3 protein-coding genes are annotated in these 22697 nt (G+C 60.8%); all 3 read left to right on the top strand.

The window, feature by feature from the left end:
- The coding region (locus ACFWAD_RS29470; protein WP_378550291.1) for an amino acid adenylation domain-containing protein at window positions 1-5130 on the top strand (5130 nt) is incomplete at its 5' end.
- 93 nt (window positions 5131-5223) lie between these two features.
- Entirely contained in the window at window positions 5224-19122 is a 13899-nt protein-coding gene (locus ACFWAD_RS29475; protein ID WP_378550294.1) for an amino acid adenylation domain-containing protein, read from the top strand.
- Between the two features lie 272 nt (window positions 19123-19394).
- Window positions 19395-22697 (top strand): amino acid adenylation domain-containing protein (locus tag ACFWAD_RS29480; RefSeq protein ID WP_378550297.1); only part of this gene is annotated, 3303 nt, incomplete at its 3' end.

Raw genomic sequence — 22697 nt, forward strand, 5'->3', positions numbered from 1 at the left:
TTCCGGGCTCCGGTGACGGCGGTGGAGGAGATCGTTGCGTCGGTGTTCGCCGAGGTGTTGGGTGTCGAGCGCGTCGGGTTGGATGACGATTTCTTCGAGCTCGGCGGCAACTCCCTCAATGCCACTCGCACGATCAAACGAATCGCCGATGCTCTCGACACCGAACTTTCGGTTCGAGTTCTGTTCGAAGCGTCCACGGTGCAGGATCTCGCAGCGAACGCCGAAAGCCGGACCGGTTCGGGTGGGCGAGTCGCGCTGACCGCGGTCGAGCGGCCAGAGCGAATTCCGCTTTCGTTGGCGCAGCAGCGTATGTGGTTCCTCAACCGATTCGATGGGAGTGCAGCGGCATACAACATCCCGATGGCGCTGCGCCTTCAGGGCGATCTTGACGTCTCGGCGCTGAGCGCGGCGATTTCTGATGTGATCGGGCGGCACGAATCACTTCGAACCGTCTACCCGGAAGTCGGAGACGGTCCGGTGCAGGTCGTCAAGCCCGTGTCGAGTTGGTCGGACGAAATCGTCGCAGAACCGACTGGCGTGGACGAACTCGAAGGTGAGTTGGTCGCGCTGGCGTCGACGCGCTTCGACGTCACACGCGAGATTCCGATTCGTATCCGGTTGTTCCAGTTGGCTTCCGACGAATACGTACTCGGTGTCGCGATTCATCATATTTCCGCCGACGGTTCCTCGATGGCTCCGTTCGCACGAGATGTCGTGACCGCATACGCCTCGCGGGTTGCCGGGTACACACCGTCCTGGGCTCCTCTCGACGTTCAGTACGCCGACTACAGCCTGTGGCAGCGAGAGGTGCTGGGCAGTGAGGAGGACGCGGGATCTATTGCTTCGCAGCAGATTGCGTACTGGAGCGATGCTCTTGCCGGGCTGCCTGATCAGCTTGCACTTCCCGCCGACCGGCCGCGCCCAGCGACGCAGTCCTTCCGCGGCGGTTACCTGCATTTCGATATCGATGCAGAGTTGCATGCGCGGTTGAGCAGTCTTGCCAGGGCAAACAATTCGACGCTGTTCATGCTCGCGCACACTGCGTTCGCGATGTTGTTGGCTCGACTGTCCGGAACCGAGGACATCGCGGTGGGTACACCCATTGCAGGACGTGGTGAGCGGGCACTCGACGATCTCATCGGCATGTTCGTGAACACCTTGGTGTTCCGTACACAGATCGACAGCAGTGCGCCGTTCCTCGACCTGCTCGGACGTGTCAGGGAGACCGACCTTCAAGCATTCGCACATTCGGACGTTCCGTTCGAGCGACTCGTGGAGGTGCTCAACCCACCGCGTTCGACCGCTCGTCATCCGCTCTATCAGGTCGGCTTCCTGTTCCAGAACATGGAAACCGGAGGGCTCGAGCTTCCGGGACTCACCGTCAAGGGCGTCGATATCGACAATGGGGTCGCGCAGTTCGATCTTCAGTTGATCGTCAGTGATCGGTACGACGCCAACGGATCTGCCGCCGGCATCACGTCGATGTTCAGCTACGCGCATGATCTGTTCGACGAGTCGACCGTGCAGGACTTCGCCGATCGATTCGTGCGTTTGCTCGGGGAGATCGCGTCCGATCCGTCGTTGACCGTCGGCGACTTCGCGCTGCTGGATTCGTCCGAGAGCGACCGGATCCTGAACCGCTGGAACGAGACCGATCACTCCGTCCCGGAAGCCACTCTGGTCGAACTGTTCGACGAGCAGGTCGGTTCGAACCCAGGCGCGGTGGCATTGGTCGCAGGAAACACGTCGCTGACCTACGCCGAGTTCGATGCACGTGTCAACCGACTCGCACGCCATCTGATTGCAACCGGTGTCGGTCCGGAGTCGTTGGTCGCGTTGGCAATCGAGCGATCGGTCGAACTGCTGGTCGCCATGTACGCGGTGGTGAAGGCAGGTGGTGGATACGTACCGATCGATCCGAACCACCCGTCGGACCGCATCGAGTACGTGTTGACCATGGCAGATCCGGTCTGCGTCCTCACGGCCACGACCACTGCGCAGAATCCGGCGTTCGGTGATTCCGTGATCGAGGTGGACACGATCGATCTCGCGTCCTACGCGGAAGCGACGGTTACCGATGCGGATCGCAGTGCTCCACTGCGAGTGGACAACACCGCCTACGTGATCTTCACGTCGGGATCGACGGGGCGACCGAAGGGCGTCGCGATCTCGCATCAGGCGGTGGTCAACCAGATTCTCTGGAAGCGCGATCAGTACAGCCTGGACCGATCCGATGCGATGGTGCTCAAGACCGCGGCAACCTTCGACCTCTCGGTCTGGGAGTTCTGGTCGGCACTGACATCCGGTGCACGACTGGTGATCGCCGAACCCGAAGGTCACAAGGACCCGAGCTACCTGCTCGACCTGATGACCCGGGAGAAGGTCACGACGCTCCACGTGGTGCCGTCGATGCTCGCGATGTTGCAGTCGGCGTCCGAAAATCGCCTTCCGGAATCCCTCCGTCAGGTGCTCGCGATCGGTGAAGCGTTGCCGGCCGCGACCGCGACCGAGTTCGCAGAACTCAGCGACGCGCAGTTGGTGAATCTGTACGGTCCGACCGAGGCCGCGGTCTCGGTGACAGCGCACGTCGTCGGTTCGGGCGACACGACCTCGGTGCCGATCGGTGCCCCTGAATGGAACACTCAGGTGTTCGTGCTCGACACGCGTATGCATCCGGTCCCCGTCGGAGTCACCGGGGAGCTTTACCTCGCCGGTGCCCAGCTTGCTCGCGGCTATCACGGACGTGCGGATCTGACGTCGGAACGATTTGTGGCCAACGTCTTCGGTGACGCGGGTTCGCGGTTGTACCGCACCGGCGACCTCGTCCGGTGGACGGAAGACGGTGAACTCGACTACGTGGAGCGCGCCGACTTCCAGGTCAAGATCCGTGGCTACCGCATCGAACTCGGCGAGATCGAAGCGCTTCTTCGCAAACAGGCCGGCGTGGACTCCGCTGTGGTGGTGGCCAAGTCGGATGCGCGTACCGGTGATCGACTTGTCGGCTACGTCGTTCCTCAAGGCGGGGAAAGCATCGATGTCGAAACATTGAAGCGGACTCTTGTGGCGGAGTTGCCGAGTTACATGGTGCCGGCGGCATTGATGGTCTTGGACGAACTACCGCTCAACATCAACGGCAAGGTCGATCGCAAAGCCCTGCCCGACCCCGAATTCGAGGCGACCGAATTCCGTGCGCCGACCAACCCCGTCGAAGAGATCGTCGCGGGTGTGTTCGCTGACGTACTCGGTGTCGCGAGGGTCGGACTCGACGACGACTTCTTCGAGCTCGGCGGAAACTCTCTCGTCGCGACGCAGGTCGTGTCGAGGCTGGGTGAGGCGTTGGACGCGCAGATTCCGGTCCGCGTGATCTTCGAGGCCTCGAATGTCGGGGCATTGGCGTCGAGGGTTCTCGAACACGCGGGATCTGGTGGCCGCCCACCGTTGGTGGCTCAGGTGCGTCCGCACGAGATCCCGCTGTCGTTGGCGCAGCAACGTATGTGGGTGCTCAATCAGTTCGACAAGGCATCGGGTGCGTACAACATCCCGGTCGCGATCCGGCTGTCCGGCGCACTCGATGTCGACGCGCTTAACTCCGCGGTGTCGGATCTGATCGAGCGTCACGAAGTGCTCCGGACGGTATACCCGGACCAGGGCAACGGACCGGTTCAGATGATCCTGGCTCGCTCCGCAGCGGCGGTGGGACTGGAAGTGATCGCAACCGACGAAGCGTCGGTCGCCGAGCAGGTGGCTGACACAGTTCGCGAGGGCTTCGATGTCACGACAGCCGTTCCGTTGCGAATCCGTCTCTTCGAGGTGGACGAATCCGAGCGGGTCCTCGTCGTTGTCATTCACCACATCAGCGGTGACGGCTTCTCGATGGCTCCGTTGATCAGAGACACCATGGTCGCGTACACCGCGCGCTCCGGCGGAGAGACGCCGGAGTGGGCTCCGCTCGAAGTGCAGTACGCCGATTACACGCTGTGGCAGCGTGAAGTGCTCGGATCGCCGGAAGACGCGGACAGTCAGCTGGGCCGTCAACTCGCGTACTGGGTGAACGAGCTCAAGGGCACTCCGGAGCTTCTGGAACTGCCGACCGATCGGCCGCGGCCGGCGCGGGCGAGCATGCGCGGTGCGGAATTCGAGTTTGCCGTCGATTCCGAGACCACGGACCGGCTCGCCACGATCGCACGGGAGCAGAACTCGACAGTCTTCATGGTGGTTCACACTGCCCTGGCCGTGCTGCTGGCGAAGATGAGTGGATCGAACGACATCGCAATCGGTACGCCGATCGCGGGCCGAGGTGAACGGGCTCTCGACGATCTTGTCGGGATGTTCGTCAACACGTTGGTCCTGCGAACGGAGATCGCTCCTGCTTCGACGTTCGTCGACCTTCTGGCACACGTGAAGGACAAGGACTTGTCGGCATTCGCCAATGCCGACGTACCGTTCGAGCGGTTGGTCGACGAACTGGGGCGAGAGCGCTCTCACGCATACTCGCCGCTCTTCCAGGTCATGCTCACGTTCCAGAACATGGCTCTCGGTACTTTCCAACTCCCGGGCCTCGAACTCTCTGCGGTCGACAACGGTTTCGACCAGGCGATGTTCGATCTGCAGCTCACCGGTATCGAGCAATTCGACGATGCCGGGGTGCTGTCCGGGCTGAGGATGCGTTTCACCTATGCGACCGACCTGTTCGACGAATCGACCATCGCGCTTTTCGCGGCGCGATTCGGGCGAGTGCTCGACGAACTGGTGACCGATCCAGAGGTCGTGATTCGTACGATCGACATCGTGACCGAGCAGGAACGCGAGGAAGCGAGTGCTGCCGAGCCGAAGTCCGCGGCAGATCTGCCCGAACTGGCGGCCGCGGCGGCGGCCGCCGATCCTGAGGCAGTTGCGTTCACCCACGGTGATCAGACGGTCACCTTCAGCGAGTTGTCGACCAAACTCGTTGCCATGCGTACCGCCATGGGAGCCGCTCTGGCCCCCGATGCTCTGGTATCAGTGTCGCTCGCCGGCCTTGTTCCGGGCATCCTGCCGGCACTCGGCGTCGACGGACTCGCCACACTTGTGAGCTCGGTGATAGCTGACGCGCAGTCGGTGTCAGCGGGCCATGGGGGTACGGCCGGGTAACATTCAGTATTTGCCCAGTGAACGCCTCCGGCCGAGCAGAACACTGTGCTCGGCCGGGGCGCACTTCACGAAAGTCAGTTGGAGGAAGTGTAGATGTCCGTCGGTATTCCGGGACCGCAGTCGCTGACGATCGAAGATCTGCCGAAGTTGGTAGCCGCAGTTGCGGCGGTAGACCCTGATCGAGTGGCTCTGAGCCACGGTGGAACCGAAATCAGCTACGGACGACTCAATGACGAGTTGGTCACTCTCGACACCGCGATGGGCGGGGCATTGGGGGCAGATGCCCTGGTTCCTGTTGTCGTTTCCACTGTGCTGCCGGAGCTGATCGCCAGCGAGGCCGACGGTCTCGGTGCGGTGGTCGACCGTCTCATCACCGACGGAACGTCGGTCGTCGAGGTGGCGGCGGAGTCCGATGCCCACGTGACCCTCGCAGGACTCTTCGACGAGCAGGTCGAGAGGACGCCGGATGCGCTCGCGCTGGATTACGACGGAACGCAGCTCACTTACGCACAGTTCGACGCGCGAGCGAACCGCCTGGCCCGTGAACTCGTCACGGCAGGTGTCGGACCGGACAGCCTCGTCGGTCTCGCGATGCGTCGATCGATCGATCTCCTCGTCTCGATGTACGCGATCGTCAAGGCCGGCGGCGCGTACGTTCCACTCGACCCGGATCATCCTGCCGACCGTCTCGGGTACGTACTCGAGATCGCGCAGCCCACGGCTGTGCTCACACGTACGTCCGATGCCGTGGTGCTGCCGCACGGTACTCCCACGCTCGACGTCGACACCCTCGACTTGTCGGGTCATGCCGAGACAACCGTCACCGATGCCGACCGGTTGGCGCCGCTGCGCGCGGACAACACTGCGTATGTCATCTTCACGTCCGGATCGACCGGACGCCCCAAAGGCGTTGCAGTCTCTCACCGTGCCATCGTCGCGAACCTGCAGTGGCGTCAGACCGAGTACGGATTCACTGCCGACGACGTGATCTTGCAGAAGACACCCTTCACTTTCGATGTGTCCGTGTGGGAGTTCTTCTGGCCGCTGCAGGTCGGTGCATCGCTGGTGATCGCGGAACCCGACGGACATCGTGATCCGGCGTACGTGGCTCGCACGATGATCGAGCGTGGAGTGACGGCGGTGCACTTCGTGCCGTCGATGCTCGCAGTGTTCGTCGCCGAACCCCTTGTTGCGCAGGTGAAAACCCTTCGATACGTGTTCGCATCCGGTGAGGCGCTGCCGGCTCGAACCGCGGCACGTCTACGCGAGGTCAGCAGTGCTGGACTCCACAATCTGTACGGCCCTACCGAAGCTGCCGTCGACGTGACGTACTACGAAACCGGTGAGCGAGATCAGGTGTCCGTGCCGATCGGCGCGGCCGTGGCAGACACCGAACTCCTGGTGCTCGACGACGCGCTCCGGCCGTCGCCTTCAGGAGTGGCAGGAGAGCTCTATCTTGCGGGAATACAGCTGGCCAGGGGATACGTGTCGCGACCGGATCTCACGGCAGACCGTTTCGTAGCTCGGCCGGGCGCTACCGACGGATCCCGGATGTACCGAACCGGAGACCTGGTGCGCTGGCGCGGCGCCGGAGCGAACCGTCAGCTCGAATACATCGGTCGCACCGACTTTCAGGTCAAGCTCCGCGGTCTGCGCATCGAGCTCGGTGAGATCGAGGCGGCACTGCTCGATTGTGAAGGTGTTTCGCAAGCCGTGGTGGTCGTCCATTCGGACGAAACGATCGGTGACAACTTGGTGGCCTACATCGTCGCCGAGGGTATCGATTCAGAGATTCTGACGTCGTCGTTGGGTGAACGGCTACCCGACTACATGGTCCCTGCCATGTTCGTCGAACTGGACGAGTTTCCGCTCAATGCCAGCGGCAAGCTGGATCGAAAAGCCTTGCCCGCACCCGAATTCGTGTCGAAGACGGTTGAATACCGCGAGCCCGCGACACCTACCGAAGCTGGTGTGGTCGCGATCTTTGCCGATCTGCTCGGGCAGGATCGGGTCGGGGCAGACGACGGCTTCTTCGAACTGGGCGGCAACTCGTTGCTCGCCACTCGCGTGGTTGCACGGATCAACGCCGAACACGGCATCTCCATCGACATGCGCAATTTCTTCGACGCGCCCACGGCCGCAGAACTTGCCGTCTTCATCGACGAAGCGAAGATCTCAGAAGACCGCAAGGCTCACGTTCCCCTGATCCCTCGCGAGCGCCCCGAGTTGGTTCCGCTGTCCTTGGCGCAGCAGCGCATGTGGTTCCTCAACCGATTCGAACCAGAATCGGCAGTCGACCATATTCCGGTCGCGCTGCGGCTCAGCGGAGCGCTCGATGTCGATGCGTTACAAGGCGCACTCGAGGATTTGATCGAGCGGCACGAGATACTTCGGACTGTGTACCCGGAGGTCGACGGCGTCGGATATCAGCGCCTGGTCGACATTGCAGCCGTGGTACCGAACCTGACTCCCATACGGGTAGACGAGTCGGCGATCGTCGAGCGAGTGACCGACTTCGTCACTCCGGGATTCGACGTGACCACCGAGGTTCCGATTCGGGCGGCACTCTTCCAATTCGCCGCCGACGAATTCGTCCTCGTGTTCGTCGTCCATCACATCAGCGGTGACGGGTTCTCCATGGGACCGTTGACCAAGGACATCGTTTCGTCTTATGTGTCTCGGACACAAGGAATTTCGCACGATCTTGCTCCGCTGCCCGTACAGTTCGCCGACTTTGCACTGTGGCAGCGCGAGGTTCTCGGCAGTGAAGACGACCCGGATTCTCTGATCACTCGCCAGGTCGACTACTGGCGCCACGCGTTGGCCGGTATCCCCGATCAGCTCGATCTTCCGTCGGACCGCCCGCGCCCGCGCGTCGCGTCGAATCGCGGAGCCGGGCACACATTCACGATCGAACCGGAGCTCCACCAGGCTCTCAATCGAATTGCGCTGGACAACAACGCATCACTGTTCATGGTGTTGCATAGCGCCGTGGCGATTCTGCTGGCGCGGTTGTCCGGGACTTCGGACATTGCGATCGGAACGCCGGTCGCCGGTCGAGGCGATCAGGCTCTCGACGACCTGATCGGGATGTTCGTCAATACTCTCGTGCTCCGTACAGATGTTGACGTCAACATGTCTTTCATCGACTTGATCGCCCGTATTCGAGACATCGATCTCGATGGATTCGGTAACTCGGACGTTCCGTTCGAGCGGTTGGTAGAGGTGCTCAATCCCTCGCGATCGCAGTCGAGGAACCCGCTGTTTCAAGTGATGCTCTCTATGCAAAATCTTGGGCAGAGCACGCAAAGCAGCCTCGAGGTACCGGGATTGACCATCTCCGGGCTTGATGTCGATTCGGCAATAGCCAAATTCGACTTGCAGTTCACGATCTGGGAGTCCGACGCGACTGCTGCGTCAGGGGGCCTGAGTGTGGCACTCGTTTATGCGACGGATTTGTTCGACGAGGCATCGGTGAAATCTTTCGCCGGTCGGCTGACTGTGATTCTCGAAGCGATTGCAGCGGATGCCACGGTGGTGGTCGGTGATATCGATTTGCTCGATGCTGCCGAGCGTTCGGACGTTCTGGATTCTTGGATGGTTCCTGGTGTCGAGGTCGAACCCGGCACGACATTGGTGTCGATGTTCGATGCGAGGGTTGCGGGTGCGGCTTCGTCGACTGCCGTGGTGTTCGAGGATCGCCGGTTGTCGTTCGGTGAACTGGATGAGGCGGCAAATCGGTTGGCGCGCAATCTGATCGAGTGTGGTGTTGGACCGGAGTCGTTGGTGGCGGTCGTTTTGCCGCGGTCGGTTGAGTTGGTTGTCACGTTGTTGGCCGTGGTGAAGGCCGGTGGTGGCTATCTTCCGATTGATCCGACGTATCCGGCGGAGCGTATCGCTTTCACGTTGGCGGACGCGCGCCCTGTGTGCGTCGTCGCTGCGGGTGATGTCGTCGATGTCGAGGTGCCAGTTCTTGATGTGATGGCGTTGGACTTGGCGAATTACGACGGTTCCCCGGTCTTGGACGGTGATCGTCGTTCTGCGTTGCGTGCCGATGATATTGCCTACGTGATCTATACCTCCGGTTCAACTGGGAAGCCGAAGGGTGTGGCGGTCAGTCATCGAAATGTGGTGGAGTTGTTTGCGAATGCTCAGCCGCGGTTCGGTTTCGATGGTTCGGACGTATGGACGTTGTTCCACAGTTACGCGTTCGATTTCTCGGTGTGGGAGTTGTGGGGCCCGCTGTTGTACGGCGGCACTGTTGTGGTGGTGGATTACCTGACTTCTCGCTCGCCGGAGCAATTCCGTGAGTTGGTAGCGCGTGAGCGGGTGACGGTGCTCAATCAGACTCCTTCGGCGTTCTATCAGTTCGCCGAGGCGGATCGGATGGCTGGCGATTCGGCCGGCTCGTTGTCGTTGCGTCATGTGATCTTCGGCGGTGAGGCGCTGGATTTGTCTCAGTTGGTGCGTTGGTATGACCGTCATGACGATAGTTCGCCGCGATTGGTGAACATGTACGGGATTACCGAGACCACTGTGCATGTGTCGTTCTCTGCACTCGATTCGGTGATGGTTCGTGAGGCGACTGGTTCGGTGATCGGCCGGGGCCTTGGTGGATTGTCGGTGTTCGTACTCGACGATCGGCTTCGCCCTGTGCCGGTGGGTGTTCGAGGCGAAATGTATATCGCTGGTGGTCAGCTTTCGCGTGGGTATGTGGGCCAGCCCGGGTTGACTGCTGGTCGTTTTGTTGCGAACCCGTTCGGCCGCAGCGGTTCCGGTGATCAGATGTACCGGACAGGCGATATTGCACGGTGGAGTGTCGACGGGGTGCTCGAGTATGCGGGCCGAAGTGATTCGCAGATTCAGTTGCGTGGGTTCCGGATTGAACTCGGCGAGGTCGAGGCTGCGTTGTTGCGTGTGCCTGGGGTGGCTGGCGCTGTGGCGGTCGTGCGCTCGGATGTTGCGCTCGGTGATCGTCTGGTGGGGTATGTGGTCCCCGAGGCTGGCATGGATCTTGTTGCTCCCGTTGTGTCGACGAGGGTGAGCGAGTTCTTGACCGGGTACATGGTTCCGGATGCTGTGGTGGTGCTCGAGGAGCTTCCGCTGACGGTGAACGGTAAGTTGGATCGGAAGGCGTTGCCGGAGCCAGTATTCGAGGTGCGGGAGTATCGAACACCCGCGACTGATACGGAGTTGGCGGTAGCGGGCGTCTATGCCGACGTTCTGGGGGTCGAGCGTGTCGGGTTGGATGATGATTTCTTTGCTTTGGGTGGCAATTCGCTCGTAGCCACACGATTGGTCGCCAGGCTCGGGCGAGCGCTCGATACGACGATCCCCGTGAGGGTCCTGTTCGAAAATTCGAATGTAGAGTCGCTGGCGGCGGCGATCTCGTCACACGTCAGTTCCGGGAACATTCCGGCACTAGTCGCAGGACCTCGCCCCACGACGATTCCGTTGTCACTTGCTCAGCAGCGCATGTGGTTCCTGAGCCGCTTCGACCCCGAATCGGCCGTCAACAATATTCCGATTGCGCTGCGTTTGAGTGGCCAGTTGAATCTGTCGGCACTGCAGTTGGCCGTATCGGATGTGGTGGATCGGCACGAATCGCTACGGACGATCTACCCGGAGGCGGGTGGGCAAGGTCAGCAGGTGATTCTGCCTGCCTCAGAGGTATCTTTCGATCTCACCCCAGTCACTCTGGGCGGAACTCGGATCGAAGAGGCACTGCTGACGCTCGCTCTGGCAGGGTTCGATGTGACAATGTCGGTACCGTTCCGTGTGCAGTTGTTCGAGGTGGGGGCGGACGCATTTGTTCTCGCCTTCGTTGTGCATCACATCGCAGCGGACGGGTTCTCGATGCGTCCGTTGACTCGGGATGTCATGGTTGCTTACGCCGCTCGGGTTTCGAATGGCGTTCCGAATTGGACTCCGCTCGAGGTGCAGTACGCCGATTATGCACTCTGGCAGCGGGAGGTCCTCGGCGACGAGGACGACCCGAATTCGTTGATCTCGGCTCAGCTGGACCACTGGCGCTCCGTCCTCCGCGATTCGCCGGAAGTGCTTTCGTTACCGGCTGACCGACCCCGCCCGGTCGTCGCCTCGAATCGTGGCGCTACGTACCGCTTCTCCGTCAGTGAAGAGCTTCGGTCGAGCTTGGACTCACTTGCACGCGAGCGGAACGCGTCGCTGTTCATGGTGATGCATTCGGCCCTCGCCGTGCTTCTCGCAAGATTGTCCGGTACCAGTGACATCGTGATCGGTACTCCGGTTGCAGGGCGAGGCGAAAAGGCGCTCGACGATGTGATCGGTATGTTCGTGAATACGCTGGTCCTGCGGACTCCCGTGGACCTCTCGAGTACATTCAGTTCACTCGTCTCGGCAACGCGAAGGACCGACCTTCAGGCGCTCGGCAACGGCGATGTTCCGTTCGAGCGATTGGTCGAGGTACTGGACCCCACCCGATCGCAGGCTCATCACCCGCTGTTCCAGGTCGCGCTGTTCTTCCAGAACATGTCGCAGGATGCGTTGGAGCTTTCAGGTTTGGAGGTCTCAGGCCTCGAGTTCGACGCGGGTATCGCGAAATTCGACCTTCAACTGACCCTCGCTCCTCACATCGAAGATACGCACGAATCTGGCATGTTCGCCGAGTTCGCATACGCCACAGACCTATTCGACGAGTCGACCATTCGTGGATTTGCCGATCGTTTCACCAGGATCCTCGAGCAGGTGGTCGTGGATCCGTCGATCACCGTGGGTGACATCGAACTGTTGGAGGAGGCCGAGCGCGAGTCGCTGTTGATTGCGCGCAACTCCACCGCCCATGACGTTGAGAACAGCGAGACGTTGGCTTCGCTGTTCGACACCCGCGTTGCGTTGGCACCCGATGCTGTTGCCGTGGTGTTCGACGGCCAGTCGCTGACCTATGGCGAGTTGTCGGAACGTGTGAACAAATTGGCACACAAGCTGATCGACAACGGGGTCGGGCCCGAATCGTTGGTGGCCTTGGCGATGCGTCGATCGCTCGATCTCGTAGTGGGTATGTACGCGGTGATCGCCGCGGGCGGAGCCTACGTGCCCTTGGATCCTGATCACCCGGCCGAGCGGATCGGGTACATCCTCACGACTGCCGATCCGGTCTGTGTGCTGTCGACGACGCGGGATGCTTTCGTAGCGCCGAACGGCGCCGACGTGCTGTTGATCGACGCTGTCGATCTCTCGAGCTATTCGGCTTCAATCGTTTCCGATGCTGATCGTCGTGGTCGACTGCGTGATGTGAATGCCGCCTACGTGATCTTCACCTCGGGTTCCACGGGCAAGCCCAAGGGTGTTGCGGTCTCGCATCACGCCATCGTGAACCAGGTCCTGTGGATGCAGGATCAGTACGCCATCGGCACAGAAGACGTCTATCTGCAAAAGACTGCAACGACATTCGACGTCTCGTTGTGGGGATACTTCACTGCGCTTTTGTCCGGTACGAGAGTGGTGCTGGCATCTCACGACGGACATCGAGATCCCGCATATCTGGCTGGTCTGATCGAAGATCATCGGGTGACGCTGACGGACTTCGTTCCGTCGATGTTGACCGTCTTCGCGACTTCGGTTCCGGAGCACGCATTGGTGTCACTGAGGGACGTCTTCGTGATCGGTGAGGCATTGCCGGTCGAGACGGTGCGCGCATTCGCTCGGGTGTCCTCTGCAGGCCTGCACAATGTGTACGGCCCTACCGAGGCTGCGGTGTCGATCACCTACTACGAGGTCGACGGATCAGAGTCAACAGGGATTCCGATCGGGGTGCCCGAGTGGAACTCCCAGGTCTACGTGTTGGACAGCCGACTGAGGCCGGTGCCGGTAGGCGTTGCAGGTGAGTTGTATCTGGCCGGTGATCAACTGGCCCGCGGTTACGTCGCGCGACCCGATCTCACCAGTGATCGTTTTGTCGCGAACCCATTTGTGGAGACGAACGACACGGACGGTGAAGTCAATGTCGGTGGCAGTCGGATGTATCGCACCGGGGACCTGGTGTGGTGGAACACCGCAGGCGAGCTCGAGTATGTCGGGCGTACCGATTTTCAGGTCAAGTTCCGCGGACAGAGGATCGAACTGGGTGAGATCGAATCCGCTCTGCTGGCGCACCCTACGGTGGCTCAGTGCGTGGTCACCGTTGCATCCACCGATATGGGCGATCAGTTGGTTGCGCATGTGATCGCTGTCCCGGATTCGGTGATCGACGTGGAAGACCTGAGGAATGCACTTCCCGAGTCGTTGCCTGTCTACATGATTCCGAACGCGATCATGGTCTTGAACGAGTTGCCTTTGAACTCCTCTGGCAAGTTGGATCGGAAGTTGTTGCCGGAGCCGGTGTTCGAGGTTGCGGTGTTCCGGGCTCCGGTAACACCCGTCGAACAAATTGTGGCCTCTGTGTTCTCGGCGGTACTCGGGGTCGAGCGCGTCGGGTTGGATGACGATTTCTTTGCTTTGGGTGGTAATTCGCTGATTGCTACTCGAATGGCAGCGCGGTTGGGGCAGGCGCTCGATGCGCAGGTTCCGGTGCGGGTGTTGTTCGAGGCGTCGTCGGTGGAGTTGTTGGCTGCTCGGATGGAGTCGGAGATCGGATCGGGTGCGCGGGCGGCGTTGACGGCGATGGTGCGGCCGGAGCGGGTGCCGTTGTCGTTGGCGCAGCAGCGGATGTGGTTCTTGAACCGTTTCGATACGACGTCGTCGGCGAACAATATTCCGGTGGCGATTCGGTTGTCGGGGTTGTTGGATGTGGCGGCGTTGGATGCTGCTGTGTCGGATGTTGTTGGTCGGCATGAGATTTTGCGGACGGTGTATCCGGAGGTCGACGGTGTCGGGTTCCAGGAGGTGTTGTCGGCGGATCGGGTGCGGTTGGATTTGTCGCCGGTTGTGGTCTCGGAGTCCGATGTTGTCGGTGCGGTGACGGAGTTCTTGTCGGCTGGTTTCGATGTTGCGGTGGAGGTTCCGGTTCGGGCGCGGTTGTTCGTGGTGTCGGAGTCGGAGTTCGTGTTGGCGATGGTGGTTCATCACATCAGTGGTGATGGTGTGTCGATGGGGCCGTTGACGCGTGATGTGATGGTGGCGTACGAGGCTCGTTCTCGGGGTGAGGTGCCGGGGTGGGCGCCGCTCGAGGTGCAGTATGCGGATTACGCGTTGTGGCAGCGGGAGACTTTGGGGTCGGAAGATGATGCGGGGTCGTTGATTTCGCGTCAGATCGGGTTCTGGGAGTCGGCGTTGTCCGGGTTGCCGGATCAGTTGGATTTGCCGGCGGATCGTCCGCGGCCTGTGGTGGCGTCCAATCGTGGTGCCAAACACGCTTTCGTTATCGGCGCGCCAGAGCATCATTCTTTGAAAAAAATTGCGCGTGAGTCGAATTCGTCGTTGTTCATGGTGGTACATGCGGCGTTGGCGGTGTTGTTATCGCGGTTGTCGGGGACGTCCGATATTGCGATCGGTACTCCGGTGGCGGGTCGTGGTGAGCAGGTTCTCGATGATTTGATCGGGATGTTCGTCAATACGTTGGTGTTGCGGACGGAGGTGGATTCTTCGGAGTCGTTCTCGGGGTTGTTGGGTCGGGTTCGTGAGGGTGATCTGGGTGCATTTGCGCACGTAGATCTGCCGTTCGAGCGGTTGGTGGAGGTGCTCAATCCGGCGCGGTCGCAGGCGCGTAATCCGTTGTTCCAGGTGATGCTCTCGTTCCAGAACATGGAGCAGTCGGCACTTCGACTCGGTGATCTGACAGTTTCGGGCATCGACGCGAATACGGTGGCGGCGAAGTTCGATCTGCAGTTGACGATGGTCGAGCAGTTCGACGAGTCCGGTGCCCCGGCCGGGATGGCGGCGCAGTTCACGTACGCGACGGATCTGTTCGACGAGTCGACGGTGGCAGGATTTGCCGACAGGTTCGGGCGCATCCTTGCTGAGATCACTGTTGATCCGTCAGTTCGGTTGGGTGATATCGACGTACTGACGGCTGCTGAGCGCAGCAACCTTCTCAGCTGGTCCGCTGGTGGGCGCACAGCGTTGGCAGGCGCGTCCTTGACTGCGATGTTCGAAGAACAGGTTGGACGGGCGCCTGATTCTCTTGCCGTCGAGTGCGATGGCGAGGCGCTGACCTATGGGGAGCTCGACGCCTACGCAAACGTGGTGGCCGAGCGATTGACGGCGGCCGGCGTCGGTCCGGATGACGTCGTCGCGTTGATCGTGCCGAGGTCGGTCGAGTGGGTCGTAGGTATGTTGGCGGCGTGGAAGGCGGGTGCTGCGTACGGGCCGATCGATCCGTCGTATCCACAGGATCGGATCGAAGCGATAATCGCTGACACTGGCGCCCGATGTGCGGTGAGTACGACGACTCTCGATCTGGCGGTGGACGTCATCGTCCTCGACAGCATCATGCGCGATTCGCCGATTGTGGAGGGGCCGACGGATCGATGGCGTGAACTCAGTGCGGGGGACCGCTTGGGGTATGTCATTTCGACATCCGGTTCGACGGGTCGTCCGAAGCCGACGTTGGTGCCGATGGCCGGCATCGAGAACACGGTGGCCTGGTATCGCAGCGAGTTGCCCGAAACTGGTGGTCTATTGATCGCGTCGTCACCGAGTTTCGACTTGACGCAGAAGAACGTCTGGGCAGCGTTGAGCAGCGGTCGGACCGCAGTGCTTGCCTCAGACGGTTTCGATCCGGATGCGATCGTCGCTCGCGTCGGGCACGGGGACGTCGCAGTGGCGAACATGTCGCCGAGCGCATTCGAAGCCGTGGTGGATTCCGATGAGGAGTCTGCTCTGAGCGTTCTCGATGTTGTGTTCCTTGGAGGCGAGTCGATCCGGCTCAATCGTCTTGGCAGTTTGTTGTCAGGCGGCGTACGCCTGGTGAACAGTTACGGCCCGACGGAAGCGTCGGACGTGGTCTCGTTCCACGCAGTGACTGCGCATGACACCGTCAGCGTTCCGATCGGTGCACCGGTGCCGAACATGGATCTGTTCGTTCTGGATCGGTCGTTGGGTATGGTGCCGCCGGGCGTGATCGGCGAGTTGTATGTCGGTGGTGTCGGTGTCGGTCGCGGATACGGAAACCGAGCGGCGTTGACTGCGGAACGTTTCGTCGCCAACCCCTTTGTGGTTGTCGGAGAGCATAATTCAGGCGGCGGTAGTAGGTTGTACCGAACCGGCGACCTGGTCAGGTGGAACGGTCGGGGCGAGCTGGAGTACATCGGCCGATCGGATTTCCAGGTCAAATTGCGGGGGCAACGCATCGAACTCGGCGAGATCGAATCTGCTCTGATCGCGCACGAGACGGTTGCAGACGCGGTGGTAGTCCTGCACAGCGATGCTACGTTCGGCGACAGCCTGGTCGGGTATGTCGTGGGAACTGCAGTGGACGCGTCGGAAGTTCTGGAGTCGGCCCGGGCCGTGCTTCCGGCGTACATGGTGCCCTCGAAGGTTCTTGTCCTCGACGAGCTTCCTCTCAATGCGTCGGGCAAGTTGGATCGAAAGGCACTCCCGTCACCGGTGTTCGAGGCAGCGGAGTTTCGGGCGCCGGTCACAGCGGTGCAGGAAATTGTCGCGTCGGTGTTCGGCGATGTGTTGGGTGTGGAGCGAGTCGGTCTGGATGACGATTTCTTTGCGCTGGGTGGTAATTCGTTGATCGCTACCAGGTTGGCAGCACGGTTGGGGCAGGCGCTCGATGCGCAGGTCCCGGTGCGTGTGCTGTTCGAGAACTCGACAGTGGAAGGTTTGGCGGCAGTAGCGCAAAAAACTGCAGGCTCCGGTGCGAGGATGGAGCTGGAAGCGCGGGAACGTCCAGAACGCCTCCCTCTGTCCTTGGCGCAGCAGCGTATGTGGTTGATCAACCAGATGGATCCCGGTTCTGCGGCATACAACATTCCGTTGGCACTGCGATTGACGGGGAACTTGGATGTCGCGGCTTTGCGTCAGTCTCTTCACGACGTTTTGATTCGACACGAGTCACTCCGGACCAGCTACCCGAGTGACATCGAAGGCCCGGTTCAGAAAGTCGTCGCGGTCGACGAACTCCTTTCGCCTCTCGAGACGATTCAGGTAGACGACGAGGCCGCGGCGTTCAATCGCGTCGTGGAGTTGGTGACGACCGGATTCGACGTAGCTCAGGAGGTACCCGTACGCACGGGGTTGCTCGAGTTGGGCCCGGCAGACTTCATATTCGTCTTGGTCGCTCATCACATCGCCGCTGACGGTGAATCGATGGCACCTCTGGCCCGAGACATGATGGTCGCCTACGAGGCTCGCGTGCGCGACACCGCGCCGTCGTGGACGCCGTTGACTGTTCAGTACGCGGACTTCGCGATCTGGCAGCGCGAAGTACTCGGTAGCGCTGGCGAGGTCGGCTCACAGGCTGCACGGCAACTCGACTTCTGGCGCCGGACGTTGAACGGTGTGTCGTCGACGCCCGGATTGCCTTCCGACCGTCAGCGACCCGCGCAGATGTCTACAAGGGCCGGTGTTTCGGAGTTCTCCGTCAACGCGGAAACGGCGACGCGGCTCAACGAGATTGCGCGCGAACACAACGCCACATTGTTCATGGTTGTGCACGCTGCGCTTGCAGTTCTCATCGCACGGTTGAGCGGTAGCCGAGATTTCGCGATCGGAACGGTTGTAGCCGGGCGAGGTGAGCAGCAACTGGACGACATAGTCGGAATGTTCGTCAACACGCTTGCACTCAGGACCGCTCCGGATCTCGGAGCAGGATTCGGCGACTTGGTCGCGCTCGTCCGAAACGTCGATCTGGAGGCATTTGCGAACGGAGACATCCCGTTCGAGGAAGTAACCGGCGCCTTGTCGGCGTCAGCGAACGAGCTTTTCCAGGTTGCACTGTCGGTCGAACCGATGGCAGGAGCCGAGTTCAACCTGCCGGATTTGAAGATCACGGCAGTCGAGGGTGTGGAGGCGACGGCGAAGTTCGACCTCCAACTCAATCTCAGTTCTGATCCGATAACAGGTGGATTGCTTGGCCATTTGGTATTCGCCGCCGATCTTTTCGACCAAGTGACCGCCGACGCACATGTCGAGCGATTCGTACGCGTTCTAGATCGGGTGTCCTCGGATCCTTCACGTCCGATCGGTGACATCGAACTGCTCACCGACTCCGAACGAGCAGAAGTCCTCGGCTCCGTGGACACGACGCCACCCCCGGCAGTTGGTGCTTCGACGGGCAGACTCGTGCCACAGCTATTGGCGAACTCCGTAGAGGCTGATCCTGACGCCGTCGCAGTCGTGTGCGATGAAGAGGAAGTGACATACCACGAGGTCGATGCACGATCATCTCGCCTTGCGCGCCATCTCATCAGTCTTGGGATCGGCCCGGGCGACGCAGTTGCGATGACAGGGCTGCGTGGCATCGAACTGGTAGTGGCGATCTGGGCGCTGTCCAAAGCCGGCGCGGCAGCTCTGGTAGGAGCTACAGGAGTAGCACGTGGGACAGAAACGGCTCCGAGTGTGGCCTTGGCGTTGATTTCGGGTGAGGCCGAATCTGACGTACCGCTGGACACGAGCCTCGACTTGGACCAGCCAGATGTTATCGAGTTGGTGGCGTCGTATTCGAGTCGTTCCGTGAACTACGCGGACCGGGTTCGTCCGCTCAATGTGGACGACGTCGCAGTCGTGGTTACCGGATCGGCCTCTGACCAGATCACCCAGGGAGAGCTCGCGGCGAAGTTGGATGCCATGTCGCAAAAGCACGACGTCGACTACGAATCGCGTTTGATGTACTTCGGTCCCGACGACGATGAAACATCGGTTCTAACGATTCTGCTGGCAGGGGTAGTGGGTGGCGTCGTCCTTGTGTCCTCGGAAGATTCTCGGAATGCCGATGTGCACGGCCTCCTCGAGGAGGAGTGGGTTTCGCACGCGGTAGGTCAGACAGACGTCTTCACAGATGTCGTCGAAGGAACTTTGCCTGATCTACGCCTGGCGTGTGATCCCGCGACGTGGACTCTGAGCTGACGCCGCCGTTCTCGAAGTAGATAGACGCCCTTATCCCGAACAGTCCGATGATGTCCACTCCTCGACAGCTGTAACAATGGTTCGGTGTGTCCGATCAACTACTGGGGTCATACCGGGACGTCGAACTCGATTTGCCCAGGTCAAGGGTAGAACCTCGGAAGTGATCGGATTCCCGCGAATACCGATCGAACTGCAGTACCAAAGCGAAGGTGAAATGTCTTGACGCAGCACGAGCTCCTCCATCACGCCGTTCGAGCGCAGGTCGTGGCCGCATGAGCGCCGATGGTGTGACGCCGGATACCTCTGCTACCCGCAAGAGTCGACGGGAGCGGCCCACCCGCACTCGCCGAGCGAGGACATTGTTGCTGCCCCAGTTGCTGGCGGCGGCCGTCGAGTTGGATCCTTCGAGGGAAGCGTTGCGATTCGAGGGGCACTCACTTTCCTACGCCGAATTGGATGCGCGGTCGTCTCGCCTGGCTCGTATGTTGATCGCCGGCGGTGTAGGTCCGGAGGACAGGGTTGCCGTGTCCATCCCGCGGTCAATCGAGTCAGTGCTGGCAGTGTGGGCAGTCGCGAAGACCGGTGCAGCTTTTGTGCCGGTGGATCCGAACTATCCGTCTGACCGTGTTGCGTACATGATCGAGGATTCGGGTGTCTCGGTCGGCTTGACCGTCGGCGAATTAGATATTGATTTGCCATCGTCTGTGAGGTGGATCGCGATCGATTCTCTCGAGACGACGCAGGCATCGGAAGCGATGTCCGGCGAACCGGTGGCGTATTCGGACCGTGTTCGCACTCTGCGAACCGAACACCCTGCATACGTTATCTACACCTCAGGGTCGACTGGACGTCCGAAAGGTGTTGTTGTCACGCACGCAGGCCTGGGCAATTTGCTGAGTGAACAGGCCGAGCGACTTGGTGCCACAGCCCAATCGAGGGTTCTGCACTTCGCCACCCCCAGCTTCGATACTTCGCTCTTCGAGCTGTTGCTTACCATCGGTTCCGGCGCGACGATGGTTATCGTTCCGACGACCGTTTACGGGGGTGACGAGCTCGCGGAACTATTGAAAACCGAACGCGTCACGCATGTGGTGGGAACCCCGTCAATGTTGGCATCTGTGGATCCCTCGGGGTTGGATTCCATCGTCACCGCTGTAGTCGGTGGCGAGGTATGCCCACCTGAGCTTGTTGCACGGTGGGGACGGGACAGGGCCTTCTACAACGGATACGGCCCAACCGAGACGACTATTGTCACCAACATCAGCCCGAAACTGGCACCAGGTGACCGCGTGACAATTGGTGGACCTGTTCGCGGGGCTTCCGCCCTGGTTCTGGACTTACGGTTACAGCCAGTCCCAGTCGGGTCGACAGGAGAGCTGTATCTTGCCGGGCCTCAGGTTGCGCGCGGGTATCACAATCTGACTGGTATGACTGCCGATCGTTTCATCGCGAATCCGTTCGGAGCGCAGGGCGAACGAATGTACCGCAGTGGTGACCTCGTACGCTGGGTCATCGCAGAAGGCGGCGCGCGGGATCTCGAATACGTCGGGCGATCTGACTCCCAATTGAAGGTTCGCGGCTTCCGGGTCGAACTCGGAGAGATCGACGCTGTTCTTGCATCTCATCGAGCGGTCGACTTTGTTGCAACCCTCGGTCGCAAGCTCGCCAATGGCGAGCAGGCGCTGGTGGCGTATGTGCTGCCGCGAGCGGGAGCCGAGATCGACGTCACGGAACTGCTCGACGTCTGCAGACAAGAATTGCCCAGGCACATGGTGCCCGCCTCTGTCGTTCTCATCAGTGAGATTCCGTTGACACCCGTGGGCAAGTTGGATACCGCCGCGTTACCGGATCCGCTTTTCGAGTCTCGTCCGTTCCGTGCTCCTTCTACTGAGGATGAGATCCAGATCGCCACGGTGTTTGGCGAACTGCTCGGGACGGAGCAGGTCGGAGCGGATGACGACTTCTTCGAGCTTGGAGGCAATTCGCTTATAGCAGCGAAGCTGGCAGCGCGGTTGAGTGCTGTCTTCGACGTGCGGGTACAGGTCAAGACGTTGTTCGAGTCGTCGACGGTGTCGTCGCTTGCCTCTGCGCTCGCAGCTTCCGCTGGGCGTGCGCGTGTGGCGTTGACTGCTCGGGTGCGTCCGGTGCGGGTGCCGTTGTCGTTGGCGCAGCAGCGGATGTGGTTTTTGTCGCGGTTTGATGCTGTGTCGGGTGTGAACAATATTCCGATTGTGTTGCGTTTGTCTGGTGTGGTGGATGTGGCGGCGTTGGGTGCTGCTGTGTCGGATGTTGTTGCGCGGCATGAGATTTTGCGGACGGTGTATCCGGAGTTCGAGGGGGTCGGGTTCCAGCAGGTTCTTCCGGTGGGTGGGTTCGCTGTGGATGTTTCTGCGGTGCCGACCGATGAGGCTGATTTGTTGGGTGTGTTGGCGCCGGTGGTGACTGAGGGGTTTGATGTCACTTCTGAGGTGCCGTTGCGGGTTCGTTTGTTCCAGACGGGTTCGTCGGAGTTTGTGTTGGCGTTGGTGGTTCACCATATTGCTGCTGATGGTGTGTCGATGGGGCCGTTGGTGCGTGATGTGTCGATGGCGTATGTGGCGCGTGCGGGTGGACAGGTTCCGGGGTGGGCGCCGCTCGAGGTGCAGTATGCGGATTACGCGTTGTGGCAGCGTGAGGTGTTGGGGTCCGAGGGTGATCCGTCGTCGTTGATGTCTGAGCAGTTGGGGTATTGGACGTCGGTGTTGGAGGGGTTGCCGGAGCGGATCGAGTTGCCGGCGGATCGTTCGCGGCCGTTGGTTGCGTCCAATCGTGGTGCCGGTTACCAGTTCTCGGTAGATGCGCGGTTGCATCGGGCGCTCGAGCAGTTGGCGCTTGATCGTGGTGTGTCGTTGTTCATGGTGGTGCATGCGGCGTTGGCGGTGGTGTTGGCGCGGCTCAGTGGTAGTGATGATGTGGTGGTGGGCTCGCCGATCGCTGGGCGGGGCGAGCCGGAGCTTGATGATTTGATCGGGATGTTCGTCAATACGTTGGTGTTGCGGACCGAGGTGGAGAGTTCGGGGAGTTTCGTCGATCTGCTCGCGGGTGTGCGGGAGGCTGATCTTCAGGCGTTTGCGCATGCGGATGTTCCGTTCGAGCGGTTGGTGGAGGTGCTTGATCCGGCGCGGTCGCAGGCTCATCATCCGTTGTTCCAGGTTGCGTTGTTCTTCCAGAACATGGCGCAGAGTGTCTTGGAATTGCCGGGGCTGTCGATTGCCGGTTTCGACGCGGGTGTGGAGATCGCGAAGTTCGATCTGCAGTTGACGGTGTCACCGTTGGAGGAGGACGGCGTCGGTGTGGGGATGCCGATGTCGTTGACGTATGCGACGGATTTGTTCGACGAGTCGACGGTGGCTGGGTTCGCGGAGCGGTTGGTTCGGGTTCTGGAAGCGATGGTGGCGGAGCCTGATTCGGTTGTCGGGGATGTGGAGTTGCTCGGTGAGGACGAGCGTTCGCAGGTGTTGGTGGCGGTCAATGACACTGTTCACGAGTTGACTGTTGGTGCTTTGTTGCTCGACGGGTTTGTTGCGCAGGTGGCG

Source organism: Rhodococcus sp. NPDC059969, from assembly GCF_042738325.1.
In the GTDB taxonomy this organism is placed as follows: Bacteria; Actinomycetota; Actinomycetes; order Mycobacteriales; family Mycobacteriaceae; genus Rhodococcus_F.

Bases quoted from the DNA above. Each gene is read 5' to 3' on its own strand.
- ACFWAD_RS29475 (WP_378550294.1), top strand. From the start codon at position 5,224: ATGTCCGTCGGTATTCCGGGACCGCAGTCGCTGACGATCGAAGATCTG.